The 24,526-nt window shown below is 45.3% G+C and carries 24 protein-coding genes and 1 riboswitch; all 24 genes read right to left on the reverse strand.

The genetic code is table 11. The features are described 5' to 3' along the window. Positions 1-71 precede the first annotated feature (71 nt). Complete coding sequence (atpB, locus tag KJS58_RS03280) at positions 72-833, reverse strand: F0F1 ATP synthase subunit A (RefSeq protein WP_213530420.1); 762 nt, start codon at positions 831-833, stop codon at positions 72-74. Positions 834-866: 33 nt separating this feature from the next. Next, a complete protein-coding gene (locus KJS58_RS03285; RefSeq protein ID WP_213530422.1) occupies positions 867-1,244 on the reverse strand; it encodes an ATP synthase subunit I in 378 nt (125 codons plus the stop codon). Next, positions 1,237-1,458 carry an AtpZ/AtpI family protein gene (locus KJS58_RS03290; RefSeq protein ID WP_213530425.1) on the reverse strand — a complete coding sequence of 74 codons (222 nt, stop codon included), beginning with the start codon at positions 1,456-1,458 and terminating at the stop codon, positions 1,237-1,239. Before KJS58_RS03290 ends, KJS58_RS03285 begins: the two co-directional genes overlap by 8 nt. 284 nt (positions 1,459-1,742) lie before the next feature. Continuing rightward, the gene (gene wecB, locus KJS58_RS03295; RefSeq protein ID WP_213530427.1) at positions 1,743-2,897 is read right to left on the reverse strand and encodes a non-hydrolyzing UDP-N-acetylglucosamine 2-epimerase; all 1,155 of its coding nucleotides are present in this window, start codon (positions 2,895-2,897) and stop codon (positions 1,743-1,745) included. A gap of 32 nt (positions 2,898-2,929) precedes the next feature. After that, positions 2,930-3,559 carry a uracil phosphoribosyltransferase gene (gene upp / locus KJS58_RS03300; protein ID WP_160032709.1) on the reverse strand — a complete coding sequence of 210 codons (630 nt, stop codon included), beginning with the start codon at positions 3,557-3,559 and terminating at the stop codon, positions 2,930-2,932. A 242-nt stretch (positions 3,560-3,801) separates the two neighbouring features. Then, entirely contained in the window at positions 3,802-5,052 is a 1,251-nt protein-coding gene (locus KJS58_RS03305; RefSeq protein WP_283771241.1) for a serine hydroxymethyltransferase, read from the reverse strand. 39 nt (positions 5,053-5,091) lie between these two features. Then, complete coding sequence (locus tag KJS58_RS03310; RefSeq protein ID WP_213530431.1) at positions 5,092-5,688, reverse strand: TIGR01440 family protein; 597 nt, start codon at positions 5,686-5,688, stop codon at positions 5,092-5,094. A gap of 172 nt (positions 5,689-5,860) precedes the next feature. After that, a riboswitch (ZMP/ZTP riboswitch) is annotated at positions 5,861-5,943 on the reverse strand. Positions 5,944-6,030: 87 nt separating this feature from the next. Next, positions 6,031-6,600, reverse strand: a complete 570-nt coding sequence (locus tag KJS58_RS03315; protein ID WP_213530433.1) for a low molecular weight protein arginine phosphatase — start codon at positions 6,598-6,600, stop codon at positions 6,031-6,033. Positions 6,601-6,722: 122 nt separating this feature from the next. Further along, positions 6,723-7,283, reverse strand: a complete 561-nt coding sequence (locus KJS58_RS03320; RefSeq protein WP_213530435.1) for a manganese efflux pump MntP — start codon at positions 7,281-7,283, stop codon at positions 6,723-6,725. Between the two features lie 72 nt (positions 7,284-7,355). Continuing rightward, the gene (locus tag KJS58_RS03325) at positions 7,356-8,525 is read right to left on the reverse strand and encodes an L-threonylcarbamoyladenylate synthase (protein WP_374705778.1); all 1,170 of its coding nucleotides are present in this window, start codon (positions 8,523-8,525) and stop codon (positions 7,356-7,358) included. A 156-nt stretch (positions 8,526-8,681) separates the two neighbouring features. Next, on the reverse strand, positions 8,682-9,332 hold the full coding sequence (gene spoIIR / locus KJS58_RS03330; RefSeq protein WP_213530437.1) for a stage II sporulation protein R: 651 nt from the start codon (positions 9,330-9,332) through the stop codon (positions 8,682-8,684). 236 nt (positions 9,333-9,568) lie between these two features. Further along, positions 9,569-10,777: an FtsW/RodA/SpoVE family cell cycle protein gene (locus KJS58_RS03335; protein WP_213530439.1), complete on the reverse strand. Its 1,209-nt coding sequence runs from the start codon at positions 10,775-10,777 to the stop codon at positions 9,569-9,571. A gap of 179 nt (positions 10,778-10,956) precedes the next feature. After that, the gene (gene prmC / locus KJS58_RS03340) at positions 10,957-11,853 is read right to left on the reverse strand and encodes a peptide chain release factor N(5)-glutamine methyltransferase (RefSeq protein ID WP_213531025.1); all 897 of its coding nucleotides are present in this window, start codon (positions 11,851-11,853) and stop codon (positions 10,957-10,959) included. A gap of 6 nt (positions 11,854-11,859) precedes the next feature. Continuing rightward, positions 11,860-12,927: a peptide chain release factor 1 gene (prfA, locus tag KJS58_RS03345; protein WP_213530441.1), complete on the reverse strand. Its 1,068-nt coding sequence runs from the start codon at positions 12,925-12,927 to the stop codon at positions 11,860-11,862. 310 nt (positions 12,928-13,237) lie between these two features. Then, a complete protein-coding gene (gene ychF / locus KJS58_RS03350; RefSeq protein WP_213530443.1) occupies positions 13,238-14,338 on the reverse strand; it encodes a redox-regulated ATPase YchF in 1,101 nt (366 codons plus the stop codon). Positions 14,339-14,536: 198 nt separating this feature from the next. Next, a complete protein-coding gene (locus KJS58_RS03355) occupies positions 14,537-15,019 on the reverse strand; it encodes a GNAT family N-acetyltransferase (protein ID WP_213530445.1) in 483 nt (160 codons plus the stop codon). Positions 15,020-15,032: 13 nt separating this feature from the next. After that, entirely contained in the window at positions 15,033-16,139 is a 1,107-nt protein-coding gene (gene fni, locus KJS58_RS03360; protein WP_213530447.1) for a type 2 isopentenyl-diphosphate Delta-isomerase, read from the reverse strand. 145 nt (positions 16,140-16,284) lie between these two features. Continuing rightward, positions 16,285-17,757, reverse strand: a complete 1,473-nt coding sequence (locus KJS58_RS03365; RefSeq protein WP_249716875.1) for a phytoene desaturase family protein — start codon at positions 17,755-17,757, stop codon at positions 16,285-16,287. Beyond that, the gene (locus KJS58_RS03370; RefSeq protein WP_213530451.1) at positions 17,754-18,938 is read right to left on the reverse strand and encodes a glycosyltransferase family 2 protein; all 1,185 of its coding nucleotides are present in this window, start codon (positions 18,936-18,938) and stop codon (positions 17,754-17,756) included. The genes KJS58_RS03365 and KJS58_RS03370 overlap by 4 nt, the downstream gene beginning before the upstream one ends. 3 nt (positions 18,939-18,941) lie before the next feature. Beyond that, positions 18,942-19,679 carry a lysophospholipid acyltransferase family protein gene (locus KJS58_RS03375; RefSeq protein ID WP_213530453.1) on the reverse strand — a complete coding sequence of 246 codons (738 nt, stop codon included), beginning with the start codon at positions 19,677-19,679 and terminating at the stop codon, positions 18,942-18,944. After that, entirely contained in the window at positions 19,648-20,418 is a 771-nt protein-coding gene (locus KJS58_RS03380) for a carotenoid biosynthesis protein (RefSeq protein ID WP_213530455.1), read from the reverse strand. The genes KJS58_RS03375 and KJS58_RS03380 overlap by 32 nt, the downstream gene beginning before the upstream one ends. After that, positions 20,418-21,290, reverse strand: a complete 873-nt coding sequence (locus KJS58_RS03385; protein ID WP_213530457.1) for a phytoene/squalene synthase family protein — start codon at positions 21,288-21,290, stop codon at positions 20,418-20,420. The genes KJS58_RS03380 and KJS58_RS03385 overlap by 1 nt, the downstream gene beginning before the upstream one ends. Then, positions 21,287-22,756 carry a phytoene desaturase family protein gene (locus tag KJS58_RS03390; RefSeq protein ID WP_306433053.1) on the reverse strand — a complete coding sequence of 490 codons (1,470 nt, stop codon included), beginning with the start codon at positions 22,754-22,756 and terminating at the stop codon, positions 21,287-21,289. Before KJS58_RS03390 ends, KJS58_RS03385 begins: the two co-directional genes overlap by 4 nt. Continuing rightward, complete coding sequence (locus tag KJS58_RS03395) at positions 22,747-24,297, reverse strand: phytoene desaturase family protein (RefSeq protein WP_213530459.1); 1,551 nt, start codon at positions 24,295-24,297, stop codon at positions 22,747-22,749. Before KJS58_RS03395 ends, KJS58_RS03390 begins: the two co-directional genes overlap by 10 nt. Between the last annotated feature and the right edge of the window lie 229 nt (positions 24,298-24,526).

Below are 24,526 nucleotides of genomic sequence, written 5' to 3' on the forward strand. Positions count from 1 at the left end.
AACCTAACTTAATATAATAATCTCCTTACTTACAAACAGTTTTGGAGTTACTATTATTGTGGAAAAGATATCTAGTGTTCTTCGTGAATTGTCGTCTGAGCGATGTACACCATCGACAAGATCGTGAAGATGAAGGCTTGCAATGCACCTACAAAAATACTGAATCCTTGCCATGCCATCATGGCTGGAATACCAAGCCATCCCATTTTGAGAATGGTAGAGATCAGAATCTCTCCCGCAAAAATATTGGCAAACAAACGAATCGCAAGGGCGATCGGCTTCGCCAAGTTCTCAATAATGTTCAGCGGCAGAAACACAGGAAACGGTTCGATGTAGTGTTTCAGGTAATGCTTACGGTTGTATCTCAATCCAAGATAATTCATCAGAATGAAGATAATAATCGCAAGCCCTGCGGTAATCGAAATATCTGCGGTAGGAGATTTCCACCATAGAATTTCTGAATGTTCTCCATTACCAAGACTTCTGGTCGCTTCAATTACGTGTCCGAATATACTTGCTGGCTCATCATGTTCCGAGATAATAGAGAACGGCAAACCAAGCATGTTGGATACGAAAATAAACAGAATCAGTGTTAACCCCAAAGTTATGTAAGGCTTACCTTTACTTAAAGGCATGGCACTTGCCACAATGTTCTGAACGAATTCAACGACCCATTCCATGAAATTTTGTACTTTTGAAGGATTCTCTACAGATAGATTCCGAACACACAAACGAACAAGTATGAACACGAATAGCACCGTCACTGTGAGCATTAAAACAGCGGAAAGGTCAATGTTCAATCCTCCGAGTTCGATAATCGGTGAGTCATGCATATTGATTTATTCACCCCTTTCCCCATAGTAATGTTATTTTCTTGATCTAGCGTTTACCATAATGCTAATTGGAATTGCCAAAATCTGCACCGTGAAAAGACCCATCACTGTAAAACCCACTGATATCTGGTCAAATCTCACAGCCAGCATGATAGCCAGAAGAGAGATACACATCCGTGACAAGAAACCAAAACTCACATATTTGCTTCCAGGAGTTACTACACTCTCTGAAACCTGGTGGATTTTGATATACAGATATCTAAAGTTAAACAACCCTGCTGCAAGACCAATGATGAGGCCTAAAAACAAAGGACGTTGTTCAGGGAATATCACCCATACGAGAAGTGATCCCGATAAAAGGAGAAACGTCGCTCTTGTAACAGCATTTACAATGGAAGACAAATCATTCATTTTGTTCCCCCAAAAACTTCTTAATAAAAAGGGCTATATTTAGAACACCTAAAACAAGACCTAATAGACAGCCAATAGCAATCCAGAAACTCGGTCCATTCACAGCATTCATGAGCCACTTTCCTATAAAGTATCCGATCGTTATGTAAGCAGCCAGCAGGATGCCTGAACCACCGATACTCAAAGCAATCAACCACGGTTTATCCTGATTCATAATTAGACACAACCCATCCCTAGAAAGCGCTGTATATGGAAAATGAGTTAATAATTCTTTTTCCTCTGAAATCGAGAGAAAAAGATGAAAAATGTGTCAAGTTTGTCCAATCCCAATTATCTTACTGAATGGTTAAAGCGTTTGTCAATCGGTAGAACAACCTGTTCTGGCTGTAAGAAACACTGAAAAATCCTGAAAGAAAATCAGAAAATCTTTCAAACCCTTATAAACCGTACAGTTTAACTGTACGCTCTACTGTCTATACTAGACATGGAAAGGTTGAATTATTTTTTGAACTTTCTGTGAAAAGTCTCAGGGCGTTCTTCTTTTTTACCGAAATAGTGCAAAATCGCACTGACAATACGCTCGGAAGCATGTCCATCGCCGTAAGGATTTGCTGCTTCGCTCATTGAAGCGTACAGTTCTGAATCTGTTAATAATGCTTTTGTTCTTGCATATACATTTTCCTCGTCTGTACCAACCAGTTCCAGTGTTCCTGCCTCAATCCCCTCTGGTCTTTCCGTTGTATCACGAAGAACAAGAACAGGCACTCCGAATGAAGGAGCCTCTTCCTGCATTCCACCGGAATCCGTTAGGATCAGATGTGTGTGTGGATAAATGTTATGGAAATCCACTACGTCCAGCGGATCAATCAGCTTAATGCGCGGATGGTTTCCAAGCAGCTCATAAGCTGGTTCTTTAACAGCTGGGCTTGGATGTACAGGATATACAATTGCAATATCCTCGAATTCATCTGCAATGCGTTTTACCGCCTTGAATATATTTCGATGCGGTTCACCTTGTGATTCTCTGCGATGCGCCGTCATCAAAATCAATCTTTTTCCCTTAGCAAATTCCAACACAGGGTGGTTGTAATCTTCGCGTACTGTATATTGAAACACATCTGTAACGGTGTTGCCTGTGACAAATACACTTGATTCCGATTTATTTTCACGCAGTAAATTGCTTCCGGACATATCTGTTGGAGCAAAGTGTAAATCTGCCAAAACCCCTGTTAGTTGTCTGTTCATTTCTTCTGGATATGGAGAAAGTTTATTCCAGGTACGAAGCCCAGCTTCTACATGACCTACCTTAATTTGCTGTAAAAAGGCAGCATAACTTGCTAGGAATGTAGTCAGGGTATCTCCATGAACCAGAACGATGTCAGGCTTCGCTTCCCGCAGGACGGGTTCAAGGCCTTCCAGTACACGAACGGTAACTTCATTCAGCGTCTGGCGCTCTTTCATGACATCCAGATCGTAATCCGGTGTAATGTTAAAAACTTCAAGTACTTGGTCCAGCATCTGACGATGCTGGGCCGTTACACATACAATGGATTCGATATCTTCGGAGTGACGTTCCAGCTCCAAAATGAGTGGAGCCATCTTGATTGCTTCAGGGCGCACTCCGAATACCGTCATTACTTTAATTTTAGACATTGCTCAAGAGCCCCTTTTTATACCAATTTTCTTTATTTGGTGCCGTACAGTCTGTCTCCCGCATCTCCAAGACCCGGAATGATGTAACCATGCTCATCCAGGCGCTCGTCCATTGCCGCAACATAAATGTCTACGTCAGGATGTGCCTCTTGAACTGCTTTCACGCCTTCTGGCGCAGCAATCAGGTTCATCATCTTAATCTGAGTACAGCCGCGTTTCTTAAGTACGTTGATCGCTTCAATAGCAGATCCGCCAGTTGCCAGCATCGGATCAATCACGATGAGTTCGCGCTCTGTTACGTCTGTTGGAAGCTTCGTATAGTATTCAACAGGCTGCAATGTTTCAGGATCACGGAATAGTCCTACGTGTCCTACTTTTGCTGCCGGAATGAGTTTCACTACGCCATCAAGCATACCCAGCCCTGCACGAAGAATCGGAATAAGTCCGAGCATACGGCCCGAAATCACTTTTCCCTCTGTCTCTGCAACAGGAGTTTGTACTGTTATTGTTTCGAGTGGAATATCACGTGTAATTTCGTAAGCCATTAAAGTTGCTACTTCATCTACAAGTTCGCGAAAATCCTTTGTGTTCGTGCGCATGTCACGAATAATTGTCAATTTGTGTTGAATCAACGGGTGATCACATACCACCAATTTTCCCATTGTTTGTCCCTCCGGTAGTTTCATCTTCCATTATCAACTCCGGGCAGTTCCTGCTCACAGAAACAAAACCTGTCGATAAATCCTGTATATTATATCATTCCCTATCCTCAAATTACACTATAAACCGTGACAGCTTCGGGACATCGATCAAAAAAGACCGAAACTACAAAAAGCAGCTTCGGTCTACTTGAAATAAACAGCTTACGAGAGCTATTTATTAGTATGGGTAATATTACTCATTTTTAGTACTTCAGATCAGGGTAAAGCGGGAATTTATCGGTAAGCGCCGTAACTTGACGTTTTGCTTCTTCAAGAACAGCCGCATCTTTCGTGTTTTTCAGCGTCTTCGCGATGATCTTGCCAATCTCGACCATAGCTGCTTCATCCATACCGCGGGAAGTAGCCGCTGGTGTACCAATACGGATACCGCTGGTTACGAAAGGACTGGTTGGATCAAATGGAATTGCATTTTTGTTTACTGTAATACCGATGGAATCAAGGACATGTTCTGCCTCTTTTCCCGTAATGTTTACACTGCGTGTATCGATAAGCATCAAGTGGTTGTCTGTTCCGCCAGATACAATATTGAGACCTTCAGCGATCAGGGTTTCTGCCAATACTTGAGCATTCTTCACCACGTTCTGAGCATAAGTTTTAAATGATGGCTGTAATGCCTCACCCAAAGCTACTGCTTTTGCCGCGATCACATGCATCAAAGGACCACCTTGTGAACCAGGGAATACGGCTTTATCAATGGCTGCAGCCCATGCTTTTGTAGTCATAATCATACCACCGCGCGGTCCGCGAAGTGTTTTGTGTGTTGTTGTAGTAACAAAGTGCGCATGCGGAACTGGACTTGGGTGAAGGCCAGCTGCTACTAGACCAGCGATGTGAGCCATATCGACCATGAACAACGCACCCACATCGTGTGCAATTTTAGCAATTGCTTCAAAATCAATCGTACGCGGGTAAGCACTCGCACCTGCAACAATCATTTTAGGGCGATGTTTAAATGCCGCTTTGCGGAGATCATCATAATCAATACGGAACGTGTCTTCTTGTACACCGTAAGAAACAAAGTTATACAAAAGACCGGAAGCATTCACCGGGCTGCCGTGCGTTAAATGACCGCCATGTGCCAGGTTCATACCAAGAACAGTATCGCCTGGTTTCAGTGCTGCAAGATAAACTGCCATGTTTGCTTGTGCACCAGAGTGAGGCTGAACATTGACATGTTCTGCTCCGAACAATTCTTTTGCACGATCGCGAGCGATATCTTCTACGATATCCACATGTTCACAACCGCCATAATAGCGTTTGCCTGGATATCCTTCTGCATATTTGTTCGTAAGAACAGATCCCATTGCTTCGATAACCGCTTCAGATACGATATTCTCGGATGCAATTAATTCAATGTTATTTTGCTGACGTTTCAGTTCCAAATTCATAGCTTCCAGTACAGCAGGGTCACTTTTACGCAATTGTTCCATAATGATAATTCCTCCTAAGAAATAAAATAATATGAAAAAAAGTTAATCACATGTTGAGGTATTACTTGATGTCTCCATCTGATACACTGCGCGCTGACCCCCGATAAGTTTCGGTCTTGTTATCGCTGTTGTCACACGAGCCTCGCCAATATACCGTCTTTTTGTACGATAGGGTACGGCCACTCTGCGAAGATGCATCCCTATGAGCGTCTCTCCAATATCCATTCCTGCATGAGCTTCGATCGTCTCCGCGAGGCAAGGCTCTGTCAAAGAACGATAAGCTGCTGCTGCCATAGAACCGCCGGCGGTTGGAATGGGTACCGCAGAAACCTCGGTCAGACCTAAGCGTTCGAGTAAATGCCTTTCCATTACGAGTGCTCGGTTGAGGTGCTCACAACATTGAAACACAACTTCAAAACCAAAGGATTCCTTTACCTCGTTGATCCCATTAAGTAAGGACTGGGCAATTTCTAAAGCACCGCCTGTACCAATATGTTTGCCGGCTACTTCGCTTGTGCTCGTTCCGACAACAACGACTTTTCCAGGGCCTAAATCCCCAGCTTCAGCAAGTTCTCTTAGAATCTCTGCCGTATGCTGGACAAGCTCATGCCATTCTGAAGCAGACTTCTGTTGTTCCATTGCCTTCTATCCTTCCCTTCTATGACGAGCATAATCAAAAGGTAAGGGCATAACTCAAGTGAACAAACATCAATGATGGTGTTCGCCTCGCCCTTTTTTCATTTATTATAACGAAAAAAATGACGAAAGACGAAAAAAGAGCAGTCTGCACGTATAGATACGCACAGAAATGCTCTTTTGCCCAGGCGACCGGCCGATATTTCCAGTGCTCCATCGTGGTTTAATCCACACTTGTCGCCAGTTACACTGGAATCTATTTTTACATTCCATCTCATCATAGAACATCAGATGGCAGAAATCAACCATTTATGATTGCTTACTGTAATTTTTTTATATTGTATATTACAGCTTATCCAGAAGTCGCTCTATTGCTAAACGAATTTCTGCCGCTGTGACATCGTAATCTTCTTTACTGCCGCCAAACGGATCAGATATATCAAAACTTGGGATACGCTGCTGGATCTCAATCATTCGCTGACGCTCGGCTGCTTCAATCTCTTGACCAAGTGACAGTTTCATTTCCAGCTCTGCATACAAACGATCTCTCTCTTTAAGATCCTCAAGGATTTGTACATTATCTTCCGTATATTCCTTCAGCGTGAAGATTCGGTCTGCTGCATTCGGGAAGAAGTGAAGCACATGCTGCTTATGAGAACCGGTTAATGTCAAAATAAGATCTGCCCACTCTACGTGTTCCGATGTAAGTGAGGAAGATGTAATCGAGTCATGAATATCGTGATCCTGAAGTACCGCTTTTGCGTGACGAGAAATCATACTCCCATCTGTTGCTGCAACACCAGCAGATCGAACCTTTAGATCAACTCCACGTTCTGCTGCAGCTTTTCGGAGTAACCCTTCTGCCATCGGACTTCGGCATGTATTGCCTGTACAAACAAATAAAATATGTTTCATATTCTTCACCTCCATCAGGGCCTGTAAAGCCGATATCAATCTTTTCCCCATCCGCAGGAGATCATTTCTATTGTAAATTGCTTTGACCTAATACGCAAAATTACACAGCAAGCTGCCTTATATCAGAGAATAAACAAGAGACCAAAAGCAAGTAAAATCGCGCCTCCTACTGCCTCTCCATATTCACCCATATTGCGATTTGCTCTTCTGCCAATAAGTAGTCCCACAACCGACATTAGAAACCCACACAGCCCAAAAGCAAATAACGTGAGCCATAAGTCAGTGCGGAACATACCGAGAGTCACCCCAACGGAAAAGGAGTCAATACTCACACTAAAAGCAAACATCAATGTACCCGTAAACGTACGGTGATCCATGAAGCTAGTCTCTCCCGAACGAAACGCATTAAAAATCATATGAGCTCCCAGCAAAAGCAACAGTCCCCCAGCTACATAGGAGGTAACTTGTCCAAGCAAGGAACTAAAATACTCACCTGCATAAAATCCAACGAGCGGCATGAGGACATGAAATATTGCAATTAAAATACTCAACCGAAGTATATGCAATAATCGAATTCCCTTCATACCAATCCCTATTCCTAGAGAAAATGCATCCAAACCCAGTGCTACCGCCATTATCAGAATGGTAATAAGCTGGCCCCACTGCGCAGAAGCCTCCAGCATTGTTCATACCCCCATGTACACAGCATTCTTGTACACCATATGCGGACAAGAATGGAAACATGACGAGTAAGTCTATTCAGTTACATGGATGATCTGATGACCGGCTGCTTTCAGTAAGCGGTTCATGATCGCATCCCCGAGGCCATCCCGGGGACACGCCTCGGCGTAAAGTACCGAGGCGCCGATCTCGTCACAGCTGCGCAGTGCAGCGTATAGACGGTGAGCTCCCTCGGCAAGCCGCTCCAGGCTGCCGAGAGAATAGACAGCGTCTGCGCGGTACAGATGCAGGTGCTCGCTGAAAGCAAGCACCGCAGTTCGTTCTCCGCGCGCAGCCGCTGCTGAGAGCGCACCATTCACATATGCGGCTACCGCATCGGGTGCGCCTTGCACTACACAAAGCTCTCCCTTAGGAGCGTAGTGCGTGTACTTCATCCCTGGCGAGCGAGGTGCAGGAGAGGAAGCATCTGCCTTGACTGAATCTACGGAAAGGCCTGGATCGAGACGTACCTCGGCAGCTACCTCAGCAAGCTGCTCGGCTGTAATGCCGCCAGGTCTAAGAATCGTAACGGTCCCATCATCATGAGCCTCTACCACGGTAGATTCCACCCCTACTCCTGTAGGTCCGCCATCTACAATTCCGGCAATTCGGCCCATAAGATCTTCTCTCACATGAGAAGATGTCGTCGGACTTGGACGTCCCGAACGATTTGCGCTTGGTGCTGCGACCGGGCAATCGGCAGCGGCAATCAGTTCAAGTGCAACCGGATGATCCGGCATACGCACACCAACCGTATCAAGCCCTGCTGAGACTTTCTCTGACAAGCTTTTTTGTTTTAGCGGAAGGATTAAAGTAAGCGGTCCAGGCCAAAATGTATCCATTAACCTGCTGGACAATTCATTAACCGGTTCCGTAAATCCGTCCAGCTGTGCTCTACTTGCGACATGAACAATAAGCGGGTTGTCAGAAGGTCTGCCTTTTGCAGCAAATACAGACTCTACAGCTGCCGTATTTCTGGCATCTGCACCCAGTCCATATACCGTTTCCGTGGGAAACGCAACAATGGAACCGTCTTGAAGCAAGGCTGCCGCTTCCTTCAAGTGTTCCATTGTCTCCTCTTTATTCATATCCCCTGTTACATCCCAGATGTGAGTCACCATGTCTGGTCTAATCTCCGTATTAACGTCCGCTATATTCTCTATCGAATTCTTCTCATTACACATGTTGTTATCATCCAGTCTCATATATTAATTATCGTACATTATATCACAATTCATGCATTCTTCGGGCTGAGAGTAAAGACTAATATACTAAGAGGAAATCGAAGTCCCATTAGTATCAAGATATCTCAAACTACGGTTATCTCGAACCAAGGTTATCTCAAAAAAACTATCTTTTAATTATGCCACTATATTCCCTACAAAATCCCAAGCTTTCACCAACATATCCCATAGGAAAAATCGGACTTCAGGCTCGATAGTGCCCTCATTTTCTAATCCCTGCCCCGCTTGTTCATTACTTGCCGTCACATTCTTCTCGGCTACATCTCCATTTTTACCGCCAACGAAACATAGAGGAGGAAATAACACGCACCACCAGTTCTGTCCTTCCCCTTTACCCAGGGTAACTCGAACCGCTTCATAATCTCCGGCAGGATAGATCAGTTTGCCGTACATTTTTGTTGGAAAAGGTACCGTCGCAAGCTCTACGTTATATTCATAAGTCAATCCACGGTTTTTAAGTTCCTGTCCTACCAGTTCATTCAGCTCTGGCAAATGTCCGCGAACCATGGTTCTAGCTTCTTCTAGATTATGCGGATCAGCAAGAGCCGGCACCCACTCATTCATCTGCTCAACAACGGCATCCCGAATCTCTCTTTTGACCAACTGATCGTGAGGCATATCTGAATTTGCCAGAATACGTAACCGGATCGAATCATGCGGAATGACAGCTTGATGTATGGCTGCATCTGATTTCTGACCTTCCCAGCTCATCATAACAATCATCATACACACCACAATCATGAAAAACTGTTTTATACTCTTCCGCATGTTCTTCTCCCCCTCGAACTCTTCATGTCTATCAGTATGTCCGCGAGTTGGTAGAGTTAAACCTAGCAAACTTATTTTTATTAAAAAGAACTCATAGTTTCATAGAATGAGCTACGCCTGTACAAAAAAAGCATCATCACGAGCCTTCTTCAAAAAGAGGGTAACCGTGATGATGCTTCATTTTATCGATGTATCCTTGGTATTCATTATTGAATTTTCTAATTAAAGATTAAAATCTACGCCTTAGCTTGTTTACGTCCAAACATGCGTTTCTTGTTCTGACCGTTTGCCCCTGGAGCAAGAATATCATCATCGACTTCTTGTCCATGTACTTTGATGCTCATAATGAGTCCGATACTCGCCATATTAATGAGCAGTGATGTTCCTCCGTAACTGATAAACGGCAGTGTAATCCCGGTCAGCGGCATTAGTCCAATAAATGCACCTATATTCTCAAATACCTGATACAAATACATCGCGACAATCCCGACGATAATATAGGGTCCTGATCGTTCCTTTGATTCCAGTGCTATCAAGATCATCCTATGTATCAGTATGAAATATAACAGCAATACGACCGAAGAACCTACAAACCCAAACTCTTCTGCAATCAGTACAAAAATGGAGTCAGAGTAGGTATATGGAACACGGCCGGATTGAACGGAAGTCCCCTCCATAAATCCTTTGCCTGTAATTCCGCCTGAACCAATCGCAAGTTTGGCATTATCTGTATGCCAGGAAGCTTTGGCTGTAGCCTTTTCGGGCACGAGCCATGGATCAAACCGCTCTGCCCAGTGGGCGCGACCGAGCTTATCCAAATAATCATAAATGTTATCATGATATACCTTATAAAGTTTGATCCCGCCGCCCACGAGTACGGCAATAATGACAAATCCGATTAAGGCGTGGGATGCTTTAATATTACCAATCCAGAGCAGTCCAATTAAGATCACGACATAGGCCATCGCATTACCGAGGTCATTCTGAAGCATAACGAGGCCAAATGGAACAAAGGTCATGAGTCCAATCGGAACTACATCTCTCCAGAATTCTAGCTTGGCCTTGCCTCTTTTGATGAGCACCGAAGCCAGGAAAATAACCAAGATCAGCTTGAACAACTCAGCAGGTTGAATGGAAATCGGACCAAGACTAATCCATCCTGTTGCATTATTCAATTTTCCTCCAAAGAAATTAGCCGCCAACAGAATAAGCAGCCCGAAGAAATAAATATACAGCGCATATTTGACAAGCAATCTGTAATCGACAAGTGTTATAGCAAACACAGCGCCAAATCCAAGTATATAGAAGACAAGCATTTTAATATGATGTCCTTCGAGCTTTGCATCACCATGTGTAGCGCTATACAGACATACAATACTGATAATCATCAGCATAAAGATGATCATCAGTATGGGTACATCCATCTTCTTAAACTTTTGCAGCATGAACCGTCCCCCTAAAGGCGAGACTGGGCATTAATCTAACCAGCCTTACATAATAATTAGCTTTGTAACACGATAAGGGAGGTTTAGAACCCCTATATTTCCTACGATCTATACCGACACGAAACGACACTACCCTCTATTGTAAAGGATGAAATCGTAAAAAGAAAATGTTCTGCAGCTTACAATTTCGTCACCTTTGTATGAATGCCAATGACATGTCTTTCGATGCCGGCTAGGTCGGACACGATCTCAATTTGATCCCAGTGACCGGCCTGCCTTAACAGCTCTGCCACATCTTGCGCCTGCCCTTGACCAAGCTCAAATCCAACCAGGGCAGGCGGTGCAGCAAGCAAGTCCAGTTGCGCCATCATGATTCGGTACGGAGCCAGCCCGTCCGGCCCTCCGTCAAGAGCTGTGCGCGGCTCATGCTCGCGCACTTCGCGCTGTAGTCCCGCGATATCTCCCGCCGGGATGTAAGGCGGGTTCGACACCAAGATGTCGAACCTTTCTCCCGCGAAGGGCGTGAGCAGGTCGCCCTCACGAAAGGATACAGCTGCGCCGTTTGCCGCTGCATTCTTCGCGGCAACTTCCAGCGCATCTGGGCTGATGTCACTGGCTGCGACGTCCCAGCGCGGGCGCTCGGTTTTCAGCGTCACCGCAATAGCGCCGCTGCCAGTACCAATATCAATGACCCGCGGAGTTCCGCTTGGCCACAGTACATCGCCGTGCTTCATAATCGCCTCGACCAATAGCTCGGTCTCGGGTCTTGGAATGAGCACAGCTGGACTTACTTCAAACTGCAGTCCGTAAAATTCCTGCTGTCCAATTATATATTGAACGGGTTCTCCGCGGCCTTTCCGATTCACAGCATCCGTGAAAGCTGTGATCCGCTGCGCCGGAAATGGTTCCGGCTGTGCCATATAATAAGCAGCTCCTTCGAGGCCAAGCACATGCATCAGCAGAAGCCGTGCATTGTTTTGCGGCTCCATTACGCCGCAATCCTCTAAAAAAGAGGAAGCCTTCACAAAGGCTTCCCGATTGCTGCTTCCCTGCGGTAAGTTAAATTCTTGCCGCATCAAGCATTATTCCCCTTTTTCCATTAGCTCTGCTTGTTGTGCAACAGTGAGAGCAGACAGAATATCTTCAATATCACCGTTCATCACCTGATCGAGTCTATGCACGGTTAAACCGATGCGGTGATCTGTTACACGGCTTTGCGGGAAATTATACGTACGAATCCGCTCACTGCGGTCTCCTGTTCCCACTTTACTCTTCCGTTCTCCGGAAATTTTTGCTTCTTCCTCTTGACGCATCATATCAAAAATACGTGTACGAAGAACTTGCAATGCCTTTTCCTTATTCGAGTTCTGGGATTTTCCGTCCTGACAAGTTGCTACGATTCCCGTTGGAACGTGAGTTACACGAACCGCTGATTTGGTCGTATTAACGGACTGTCCGCCAGCGCCGCTGGAGCAGAACGTATCTACACGAATATCTTTATCATGAATAACGATGTCAAGGTCTTCTGCTTCCGGCATTACCGCTACTGTAGAAGTAGAGGTATGGATCCGGCCGCCGGATTCTGTTGCAGGAATCCGCTGAACACGGTGGGCACCACTCTCATATTTCATTTTGCTGTATGCACCGCGTCCGTTAATCATGAAGATCACCTCTTTGAATCCGCCGAGGTCATTCTCATTTACGTCCATCAGTTCCACTTTCCAGCCCTGAGATTCCGCATAACGTGTATACATCCGGTATAAATCAGCTGCAAATAGAGCCGCTTCATCTCCACCAGCCGCGCCGCGAATCTCGACAATTACGTTCTTATCATCATTCGGGTCTTTTGGCAGCAGAAGAATATGAATCTTATCTTCCAGCTCTTTCTGGCGCGTGCTCAGTTCATCAATTTCCATTTTGACCATTTCACGCATCTCATCGTCCAATTTCTCCGCTTGCATCTGCTTAGCTGCTTCCAGTTCTTCCATTACGGTCTTGTATTCCATGTAAGCTTCATAAGCGGGCTGCAGATCGGACTGCTCTTTAGAGTAATCTCTCAGCTTCTTATTATCACTGACTACATCCGGGTCACACAAAAGTTCGCTCAGTTTCTCATATCGATCAACCAATGCTTGTAAACGATCCAGCATAAGTAAAATCACCTCTCCATATTCAATGTTTGTCTATATATGATGAAAGCTTCCAACTGTTGATATTCAAATGAATTGTGCCTTGTTATTGATGATTTGTATCGCTACAATGTCATCCATCCTTTTAGTATAGAATAAACACTCGTCGCAGTTTACTCTGGCGACTCTTTATTATATCATACGGCAAAGCCCTTGAGAAGATACGGACTGGCGCCCAGAATCATACAGATCACTCCATGCCGAATTCATGAAGAAAGCCCCAGGCTCATCCCGTGAGGAGGAGTCTGAGGCTTCACTGTCAGAAGCTATTCTATACATTAAAACGGAAGTGCATTACGTCGCCGTCTTGTACTACATATTCTTTACCTTCAAGACGAAGCTGACCGCGTTCTTTGGCACCGTTCATTGAACCTGCAGCCACAAGGTCATCGTATGACACAACTTCTGCACGAATAAATCCACGTTCAAAGTCCGTATGAATTACTCCCGCAGCACCCGGAGCTTTTGTTCCTTTACGAATGGTCCATGCACGAACTTCTTGTACACCTGCTGTGAAATAAGTGTACAGACCAAGTAAACGGTAAGCTGCTTTAATCAGACGGTTTAGACCAGACTCTGCAAGTCCGAGCTCTTCAAGGAACATTGCTTTGTCTTCGCCTTCAAGCTCAGCAATCTCAGACTCTACCTTCGCACTGATTGGAACAACCTCTGCGTTCTCATCGGCTGCAAATTCTTTTACTTTCAGTACATAAGGATTACTGTCTGCAGAAGAAACTTCATCTTCGCTAACGTTCGCTGCATAAAGAACCGGCTTCATCGTTAGCAAGTGTAGATCGCGAAGAATCAAATGCTCATCATCTGTCAGCTCGATACTGCGAGCTGGTTTATCATCGTAAAGTACCGCTTTTACTTTTTCTAGAACTTCCACTTCTTGAGCGTGCTGCTTATTGCCGCCCTTCATATTCTTACGCGCACGTTCAATTCGTTTATCAACACTTTCAATGTCTGCAAGAATGAGTTCCAGGTTAATTGTCTGGATGTCGGAGATTGGATCCACTTTGCCATCCACATGGGTTACGTTCTCATCTTCAAAGCAGCGAACCACATGTACAATGGCATCCACTTCACGAATATGAGCAAGGAACTTGTTGCCTAGCCCTTCACCTTTACTTGCACCGCGCACGAGTCCCGCGATATCCACAAATTCAAAAGCCGTTGGTACTGTTTTTTTCGGTACTACGAGTTCTGTCAATTTATCAAGACGCTCATCTGGAACTTCAACGATCCCCACGTTCGGATCAATCGTACAGAATGGGTAGTTGGCACTTTCTGCGCCCGCTTGTGTAATTGCATTAAAAAGGGTTGATTTCCCTACGTTCGGTAACCCTACAATCCCTGCTTTCAAAGCCATTTATATAAACACTCCTCAAATGTATTTGGTGTATATTACGATTTCCATCAAACAATCTTTCTAATTATATATGAGAACAAGAAGGGCTTCAAGGATATTACCTATGGCAGCTTTCCCCTCTTGCTACTTTTCTTAAGCCACATATTCCACTGCGGTGATTTTGTTATGTACCTTTTTCCCCTACTAATCAATAAGGAATCATGACAACTCTTTATAAAGCGTAATACTTCTAGCATCATATCCCATTTTCTGATACAAATGCAAAGCCCGCTCATTGTGTCCAAAAACATGCAGTCCCATGAGATCTGCCTTGAGTTTTCTAGCCTCTTCTTCCAGAAGGAACATCGTCTTTGTACCATATCCTTGGTCCTGGTATTCATCCAGAATGGTAATGTCGTATAAGAATAATTCATTCTTATTATTTCTTCTATAGAGATTAAACCAAATAAATCCGATGACAGCAGGAGTGGGGAGCTCCATATCAATAACCCGGTAAAAATAAGCATTTTCCGTGGAGTACCCTTTTGGAAGAATCCTGCTCATATCCTCCAGCGCTCGACTTTCTGCATGTTCTGGAATCCAGGTGCCTGCCTTTATCTTCTCTTTCATATAGGTCACAAGTGTAAACGCCATAAAGTCTTCATATTGTTCTTTATCCATTGCTATTAGTTCAAGCTGCATGGTGACACCGTCCTTACTTGATCGTTCTGATCAAACGCTTCGTACCTTGCAATTCAATAGGACGCGGGGCGCCTACCCCGAACATCGCTGTTCGCAGTTCAAATTCAACTTGGTGAAGTCGATGATGAAGGGCTTCTTCCGATTCAACAGCTGCTCCAAGAAGTGATCTTCCGAAACCAACAAGATCAGCACCGAGTGCAATCGCTTTGGCCGCATCTACACCGGAAGCGAGCCCGCCGCTACCAATCACTGCTTTCCCGGGATTCATCTGCCGCACCTCTGTTATACATTCGGCTGTAGAGATTCCCCAATCTACAAATGCTTCTGCCGCTGCTTTTTTCATCTTGTCTTCATTTCTAAACTTCTCTACTTGAACCCAGCTTGTCCCGCCGGCCCCTGCAACGTCAATAAAAGAAACTCCGGCATCATAAAGTTTTGCTGCTGTCTCTCCATCAATTCCCCAGCCTACTTCTTTGACCCCAACAGGTACAGAGAGTTCCCCGCAGAGCTTTTCTATCTTCTTCAGCAGCCCGCTGAAATTCGTGTTTCCTTCCGGCTGAAAAATTTCCTGCAGACCGTTTAAATGAAGCACAAGCATCGACGCACCTGCGATATCAACCGCCCGCTGACATGCTTCTCTACCAAACCCATAGTTCAGCTGAACGGCGCCGAGGTTCGCAATAATGGGAATCGTGGGCGCAAACTTTCTCATAGAGAAAGAAGCCGCCAGTTCTTCTTTTTCGACTGCTGCCCTTACGGAACCAACGCCAAAAGCCCAGCCTCTTGCTTCAGCAACCGCTGCCAGGCGTTCATTAATCTTTCCTGTCGCCCCACTTCCGCCTGTCATAGAACTGATAAGAAACGGTGTGCGGAGCTCTTGTCCGAGAAACATCGTATTCAGCTGAACATCAGCGAAATCAAGCTCAGGCAGTGCTGCATGCCGAAACCGGTAAGATTCAAATCCAGCTGTGATCCCCTGTGCATTCACGTCTTCATTAAGACAGAGCCGGACATGTTCTATTTTCCGTTCGCCGGTCGGCACTTCAGGCAGCAAATGCTCGCCAACCCCCTGAAAATCTTGATCCTTATGTAATTGATTATCTCGTCCCGCTTCCCGCATATCCCGTCTCCTTTACCCATTCCATTTCAAGCTAGATAGAGTCATTATACCTTATAAATAAGGTTCCCGCCTTGTTTTACAGCGCAGCTTGCTCCGCCTGTCCCTGTGTCTACCTTATGTTACTTTGTGTTTACCTAGATATGCTCTAACGAGCAATCTCCTCCGCCACGAGCCTTCCCGAGCGGGTGACAATAGGAGTTCCCCCTCCTGGATGTGTAGTCCCTCCTACAAACCATAACCCTTCTATATCTTTGGAACGATTGGACGGTCTTGTGAATGTCTGCTTCGGATTGTTGGAAGAGATGCCATAGATACTGCCCCGGTAAGCAAGGGTATCACGCTGAATATCTTCTGGGGTATAGTGACTCATCACATCTGCTCGTTCCAAACCCGTCACACCAAGCTCTGCAAGCCGGCGGATCAATTTATTCTGATAAGCAGACGACTCAAGCTCCCAATTCCATTCCTTTGATACATAAGGTGCATTGGCAAGAATGAAAAGGTTGCTGCCCCCTTCTGGTGCCATTCCCAGCTCTGAATACCCAGAGTAGCAAAGATATAGCGTCGGATCTTCAGGAGCTCTCTTTTTACCAAAAATATCCGTGAATTCCGCTTGATAATTATCTGGGAAAAAGACGGTATGATGAAGAAGTTTGTCATACTGTTGCTGTATGCCTGCAAGTGTGACAAACCCTGATAAGGAGGGCTCATACTGCTCAATCTTTCGATTGTTCATCGATGGACGTTCCGATTCAGGAATCAGCAGCTGATGAATACGAAGTACATCCCCGTTAGCAATAACAACGTCTGCCTTATATTCGTCCCTGTCCGTCTCTACTCCAGTAATCCTGCTGTGGTGAGTCTTAATTCTCTTCACTTCTTCTCCGGTCCGAAAGATAACCCCTTTCTCCCGCGCGAGCTTCTCCATTCCAGACACCAGGGAGTACGTGCCTCCTTCTACGCCATATACCCCAAGCTCTGCTTCCACATGAGCGAGCATGGCGAAGATCGAAGGTGCTTCATAAGGCGAAGAACCAACGTAAGTGGCGTATCTGCCGAACATTTGGAGTGTATTTGGATGCGTGAAATAACGCTGAAGCAGTGTATTCAGCTTCGTCACGGGTCTGACACGCAGTAAGCTTTTTAACATCGATATATTATATTTATCCTGAGGACGAATCATCAGCTGCCCAAGGAATTTCTGATTTGCTTCCCTATAAAGCGCTTTGGATTCATTCATAAAGGCATCGTAGTTTTGTGCGTCTTTTTCGCTGTATGCGGCAATCTGCTCTTTCATAAAGGCACGATCGCTAGACAGGTCTACCGTTGTCCCGTCAGCAAATACATTTCTTGTCCTTGGCTCGAGATCATACATTTTCACATAGTCTTCCATCTGTACACCAGCTAGTTCAAACACTTCCCGAAAGACATGGGGCATCGTAATGGTGCTAGGCCCCCGGTCAAAATGGTAATCGCCAAGCTGAATTCGCTGCAGTTTCCCGCCCGCCTGTTGCTGCCGCTCAATGATCGTCACATCTCTGCCTAGTGTGGCAAGACGTATAGCAGAAGACAACCCACCGAATCCGGCTCCAATAATAACTACCTTTTGATTGTTCAATGATAGTGCCTCCCTTTCCACACATAACCTTTACCGGTCACAGCTCCAAGCCAGGATGAGATACCAATGGCAATGACAAAAAGAATGCTGACTGGGTGCAGTAAACTTAACCAGAATGGATGGCTTCCAGTAAGATCGGCCACTCTTTTCACTAGCATTCCAAGTAAAGTCCCTGCCGCTCCCAAAGCCACTACTTTAAAGTCGCCAGTGAACATTCCAATCAGAAAACTGATCGGCGGGAGAAGATAGAGAGCAGCATACATCACAAGAATCCCCGCTAAAAGAAAACCACTGCGCCCGAGGCCCTCGTACATATTTTTCTTATATCCGTTCCATACCTCGGATGCATTCTGGTACATCCTTGTGCGTGTATGACGATGAACATCAGCGAGAATAACCGGATGACCTGCTTTTTTCACTGCACGGGCAAGCTGCATATCATCCAGCAAATCTGCCTTAATTGCTTCATGCCCTCCTGCTGCTTTATAGGTATCCCGGTGAATAAACATAAAGGCACCGGTAGCCGCAACAAAACGGGGATTCTGTGAACCTCTCACTAGCACAATCGGCAGATGACTGATGATCGTAAATTTCATCATAGGTACGACCAGTTTCTCAAGCCATGTTGCTGTAATTTGGCGGGGGAAACCCGTAACAAGTCCTTTTTGTTGAGCTTGCGCAGTGGTAAGCACCGCGGTCAGTGCCGTTTTTTCCAATCTGACGTCGGCATCCATATACAGCCACCACTCTCCGGTTGCCTGCTGAGCAAGCTCATGGCATGCATAGGATTTACCCATCCATCCTGAGGGAAGTTCCTTACCTTGCAGAATGCGCAGCCGATGGTCTTTTGCCGCTAGTTGTTCTAGAATCTCACCGGTTTTATCTTCGGATCGGTCATTGAGAACAATGACCTCCAGCTGTATGCCCTCTGTATCCGCAGCCAGCACACTTTCCACACAATTTTTAATATGAATCTGTTCATTCCGGGCAGGAATCAGAACAGAGATGCGAGTGCCTTTCGTGCGATCTGCGGTGTGACTTGGGGTGTGATCTGCAGTGCAATCTTTGTTACCATCCGGCACCCCAAGGAGTGGAAGCTTTGTCCGGTTCCAGAGGGAGAAGAGCAGCTGAACGGCAAGAATACCGCAGAGGATCAGCAGCAGAGTGTGAACAATATTCATGATTCATCCCCGCTTCCGTACAAATACATGATCAAAATGTTCGCTTGTGGAACGTCCTGATTTCGTTAGAGGTTGATATCGCTCGGGACGATTATTTACAGCCTTCATTACCTCTAATTTTTGACTGTCTAGTTGTTCTTCCATTACGGTCTCAAGTCTATTTGTAATCAATCTGCTGTCCATCATTCCCCAATTGTCCAGCAGCGGTGTACCAGCCATCAGCAGTGCTTCCGGCTTGTCCTGCCCATACATCCCGTGTACAAGAGTTACCGGTATTACAGCAGCATCCGGCACCCGTCTCAGTAAAACTCCGATTCCGCGCTGCAACGTGAGTGGACGCAGATCTTGATGCATGATTTTTCCCTGGGGATACATCCATACCCGTTTGCCAGCACGTAATAACTGCGTTGTATATTCAAAGGAAGCCTTCACATCAGAGGCAGACTCTTTGTTGATCGAAAAGGCTCCTAATTTGCGAAAAAAGGTGAACTTTTTGAGCTGTTTCTCCTCCATCATGACGTAGTGATCATGGGTCGTAAGCTTACGAAAAGCTTGATAAGCCAGCAGACCATCCCACCACGAACTGTGATTCATGATATATAACACAGGTCTGCCCTCTACGAGCGAAGGGTCTAGATCACCGGTAAAACCGACATATCTAAACCGCCGCTCGAGCAGGTATTTTTGGTGATAAAGAAAAAATATCTGATCAAAAAACCGAGACTTGTTTGCGGACAGCATACTGATGTCTCCCTTCAGCAAGCAGAATACCAAGTACAGCAATCATGGCACTGCCATAGAGTCCGGCTTGAAGAGCAAGTAATCCAAACAGCAATATAAACAGCTGGTATAGAACTTTTGCTTTTCGCTGAACGACAGGGTCCTTCGGGATCGGCGGAATAAAGAGTGACAACAGGCCTCCCATAACAAACCAGCTTACAAAATTGGTCCACGGAACCCCGTAAAATCCACCAACAGCTTCCCAGCTCCAAAATTCTCGGTGATGAGCTACCGGATCAAGTACCAAGTCCATCATAAGTGCCCATGCTCCTGTTTTTATTGCTCTTATTCCTTTACTCTTCCAGCCGGCTCCTCCCCCGCTGAGAAGAGCTGAATTTCCAACCACAGCAATCCAGGCAAATCCGAGCGTAAAAGGAACGGCAAACAAATGAGGTCCAAATAAATAGGAATAATGATAGGATCCAAACGGCCAACCCGTATGGACCCCCACCCATTCTACACCCATTCCCCCAGTCCAAATGACGACTGCCATCACCCAGAATCTTGGTTTCTTCCACCAAATGACTGACTGGTCGGACAGTGGGTTTTTCACGTCTTTACTAAAAATAAGATCAACAGCACATAGTGCATATAAAATGAGAAACATGCCATTTGAGAACGAGAGCGCATCGGGGACGCCGATCGTTAATAACAAAACCGCTCCAATACTGTACCAAATCCAGTAAATAAGCTGAACCATTAGGATACCGCTGCTTTCGGTCCTTCTCCTAATAGAGCAGGATATCTAGAAGCTACTTCTAAAAACAAGTGCATTTTCGTTTCATCATCAACATAGGCCCGCTTTGTGAACACATCATATTCATTACTCTCTACTGCATGTAAGATCGAGGCATAATATGATGAAGCGAGTTCAATGGCAAAGCCGCTTACTTGAGGATAAGTCCCTATATCCGATAATCCGATTTCAAACCATTTTAGTGCCATCTTTCTTAATTCGGTAAGCAAAGATACAAACCGTTCATCTATAATTTCGTTATGAAAGTCTTCTTCTGTATAGCCATGGGCTTTCATCATCTCTAGCGGGAGATAGCGGCGACCTCTCCTTTGGTCTTCTCCAACATCCCGAATGATGTTCACAATCTGCATTGCTTTGCCTAGTGCAATCCCTGATTCCATGACCTTTATTCCGCTGTCATCGCGAAGCACGGGAAGCAGCATCTCACCAACCGTCCCTGCAACCAGATAGCAGTAGTGCTCAAGCTCATCTACCGTAGAATACTGAGTCAGGGTTAAGTCTGATAATTGTCCATCCATTTGTCTGAAAAATGGGGCTTTTGACAACATGGGAAACGTATCAAACAACCAGCGAAGTGCCGGCCATATAAAGTGACCCTCGGCCTTTTCAAGCTCATGTAATTGTTCTCGAAGCTCATGAATAGAATAAGGGGCCTTCTCTGGTTCATCTACACTGTCATCGATGATCCGGCAGAATGCATATATCACAAATACGGCTTCACGCCTGGGACTCGGTAAACCATAAAAAGCATGATAAAAAGAAGTCGAACCCTTCTTGATCATTTCCTCACAGCGTTCGAATATCATTTCGTTCATGATCTCAACTCCTTTATTAGTTGATTAACTGCCAGCTTCGCGCCCTGCATCACGATGGGCACGCCCCCGCCTGGATGAATCGAAGCGCCTGCCGCATACAAACCCTGGATATTCGGATAAGGTTTCGGCTGAGGACGATAAACTCCGGATTGAGACAATACCGGCGCGATGCCAAAGCTTCCTCCTCCATACAATCCATCACGCTTGGCGTCGTTTGGTGTACGCACTTTTTTCCAGCGGATATTTTCCCTGAGGGCTGGGAATGCTTTTTTTTCTGCCTCTTCAAGCACTTTCTCTACCAGCTTATCCGTTTCCTCCCCATGAGAGAATCTTTCGGCGTTGGGTACAGGTATTAAAAAATAGAGAACACTATGACCTTCTGGTGCCGCAGATGCATCCGCATGAACGGGATTAAATACATAGAAGGAAGGATGTTCAGGAAGCCTATGCTTCTGAAACACTTCTTTCATGTTAGAGACAAAAGCGCTCGGAAGGAAAAACTGATGCGTCGTTGCTTCCTCAAACCTTTTTTCTACGCCCAAATATACTAGCAAACAACCAGAAGATGCTTTGTATGCACGTCTTTTTCGTCGTTGCTTCGGAGCCAGAAGCTCTGTAATCTGCGGAAAATCGCCATTAAATAGGGTAGCATCATAATGAGTTGTTCCTTGTGAAGTCACGATTCCTTTGCAGCTTCCTTCTTCGATCACCAGCGACGTAACCTCTTCACCGAAATGAAAGATTACCCCGCGATTCTTTAATTCCTCTTCCAGTATGGAAGCCAGTGAAGCATATCCGCCTTTGAGAATCCATACTCCATACTCATGTTCTGCATAAGGTAGCAAGGTATAAATACCGGGTGTCGACAGCGGTGACCCGCCGATGTATAAACTTTGCAAAGAATAAGCATCTTTCAGTTGATCACTGTGGAAGTAACGGCTCATCGCAGAACGCAGACTCGTATAAGCTCTCATCTGTTTTAGAAGGCCCGTCATCTCGCGAGTATAGAAATCCCTTTGCTTCGGGAAAGGCCTCTCAAGAATTGCACTTACCCCTCTTGGAAACAGCGGGTCCATATCGGCCATAAACTGCTCAAACCCTTTGCCTTCACCTGGGAATACACGGTTAATCTCGTCTACCTGTTCTTCCCTTCTTGACCACTTATTCAGTACTCTTCCATCTTCAAAATAAAAACGGTGCATCGGATCGCAGCGAATCAGTTCCACTTTGGAACGATCCACGCCGGCTTCTTCCAGAATACTCAGGAGCATATCCGGCAATAAAACAATCGTCGGCCCCTGATCAATTCGATATATCCCTTCTTCTTCGTAAGCAAGCCGGCCGCCTGTACGATGGGATTTTTCATAGATCGTCACTTGATATCCTTGTTTCGTTAATAGCAGAGCGGCTGTCAGCCCACCGATTCCAGAGCCTACAATGGCAATCTGTTTCTTGTTCATGTCCATTGCCCTGCTTCCTTCCCTTTTTTAATGAGGGGACGTGCGGTTTGTTTTTTGGCGTCATCCTCTTGAATTAACCCCACAGATATTTTGGCAGATTCAAAAATGGTAGGCAGACCGCTGCCCGGATGGGTTCCACCGCCGACGAGATAGACACCTTCCACTTCCTCGAATCGGTTATGCGGTCTTAAATACATCATCTGGCCAAGCTTATGTGAGAGATTAAAGAGCGCTCCATTATAAATATCCAGCTCTTTTTCCCACTGAAGCGGGGTGAAAAACATCTCTTCTTCGATACATTCAGACAAACCTGCAAGTTCCGGAATCTGTTCCAGACGATCCATCATTCTCTGCCGGATCTCTGCTCGCTGTCCATCCCAATCTATATCCGCTGTCGTATTCGGTGTTGGCATCAGCACATACAGGGATGACTTGCCTTCCGGCGCCAGAGTCGGGTCAAGCACAGACGGATTATGAACATAAATGGAAGGGTCTTCTGATAAAACCTTATGCAGCGTCATCTCATCCACATTTTTACGATAATCGGCGGCAAAATGAACGGAATGATGAGCAAGGTCGATTTTCTTGTTCACGCCAAGATAAAGCATGGCACCGGAGCAGGAATACTTCATATCCTTGATTTTCTCAGGCGTGTATTTCTTCAGTACCCCAGGCTCAAACAGTTTGTTCATCGATGCAGCGAAGTCTCCATTTAGCACAACATGATCTGCCTTCACTTCTTCCCCGTTCTCAAGTAAAAGACCTTGCGCTCTGCCTTGCTCCACTTGAATCTTCTGCACAGCCGTACTTGTGTGGATCGTTCCTCCATACTCCCGAATGACATCGGCCATCGCTTGGAAGATCTGATTGACTCCGCCTTTCGGGTGATGTAATCCAAAATGATGTTCTATATAAGAAAGAATCGTAAACGTTCCTGGACAATCCCAAGCGGACATCCCTAAATATTTAGCCTGGAAAGTAAATCCCCACCGGAGCCGTTCATCTTGAAAATACCGAGAGAGTCTGCCGTAAACCGTATCTTGTAGATGAAGATAAGGAAGTGCCTTGATCGCATCTTGTTTTATGTAATCAGATAACTTGCCAAAAGGTCTGCGTAGGAGCGGCTCTACCTTTTGGTATTTAACCGATTCATCCCGCATAAAATTTCTGTAGTTCTGTTCATCTCCTGGAAACACGCGTGCAATCTCTGCCGCTGTCTTCTCTTCATCACTGGAAGGTCTGAATACGGTATCCCCAAAATGGAGAGAATACAGTGGGTCGAGCTGCTGCATATCCACATAATCATATAAAGACCTGCCCACCTTCTGGAACATTTCTTCAAGCAGATGGGGCATCATCAAAAAGGTAGCTCCGCGGTCGAAACGATAGTCTCCAAGCTCTAGTCTCGCAGATCGTCCTCCAATCCCCGCTTGTTTTTCATATATATCAACTTTATATCCCTGGCCGGCAAGCAGCATCCCTGCCGCCAACCCCCCAGGCCCAGCTCCAATGACAACAGCTTGTCTCTTGTTCTGATTATGGTTCATTGCAGACTCACCTTTCTATAATTACGGTTAGGATTAGCGGATATGATAGACAATATTCACAATCTTCCCAATATATTCATCCATAACGTTATACAAATATAATACAAATCATCGTGGATAAAGTAAAGTTAAGACAAACATTATACAAACTTTTTACACTAACTTCTTCTCCTGAACACAAAAACAGCATTCAAAAAACAAAAAAGCACCCTCTTTTCATATCAAAGAG

Origin of the sequence: Paenibacillus sp. J45TS6, from assembly GCF_018403285.1 — a bacterium.
Classification (GTDB): domain Bacteria; phylum Bacillota; class Bacilli; order Paenibacillales; family Paenibacillaceae; genus Paenibacillus.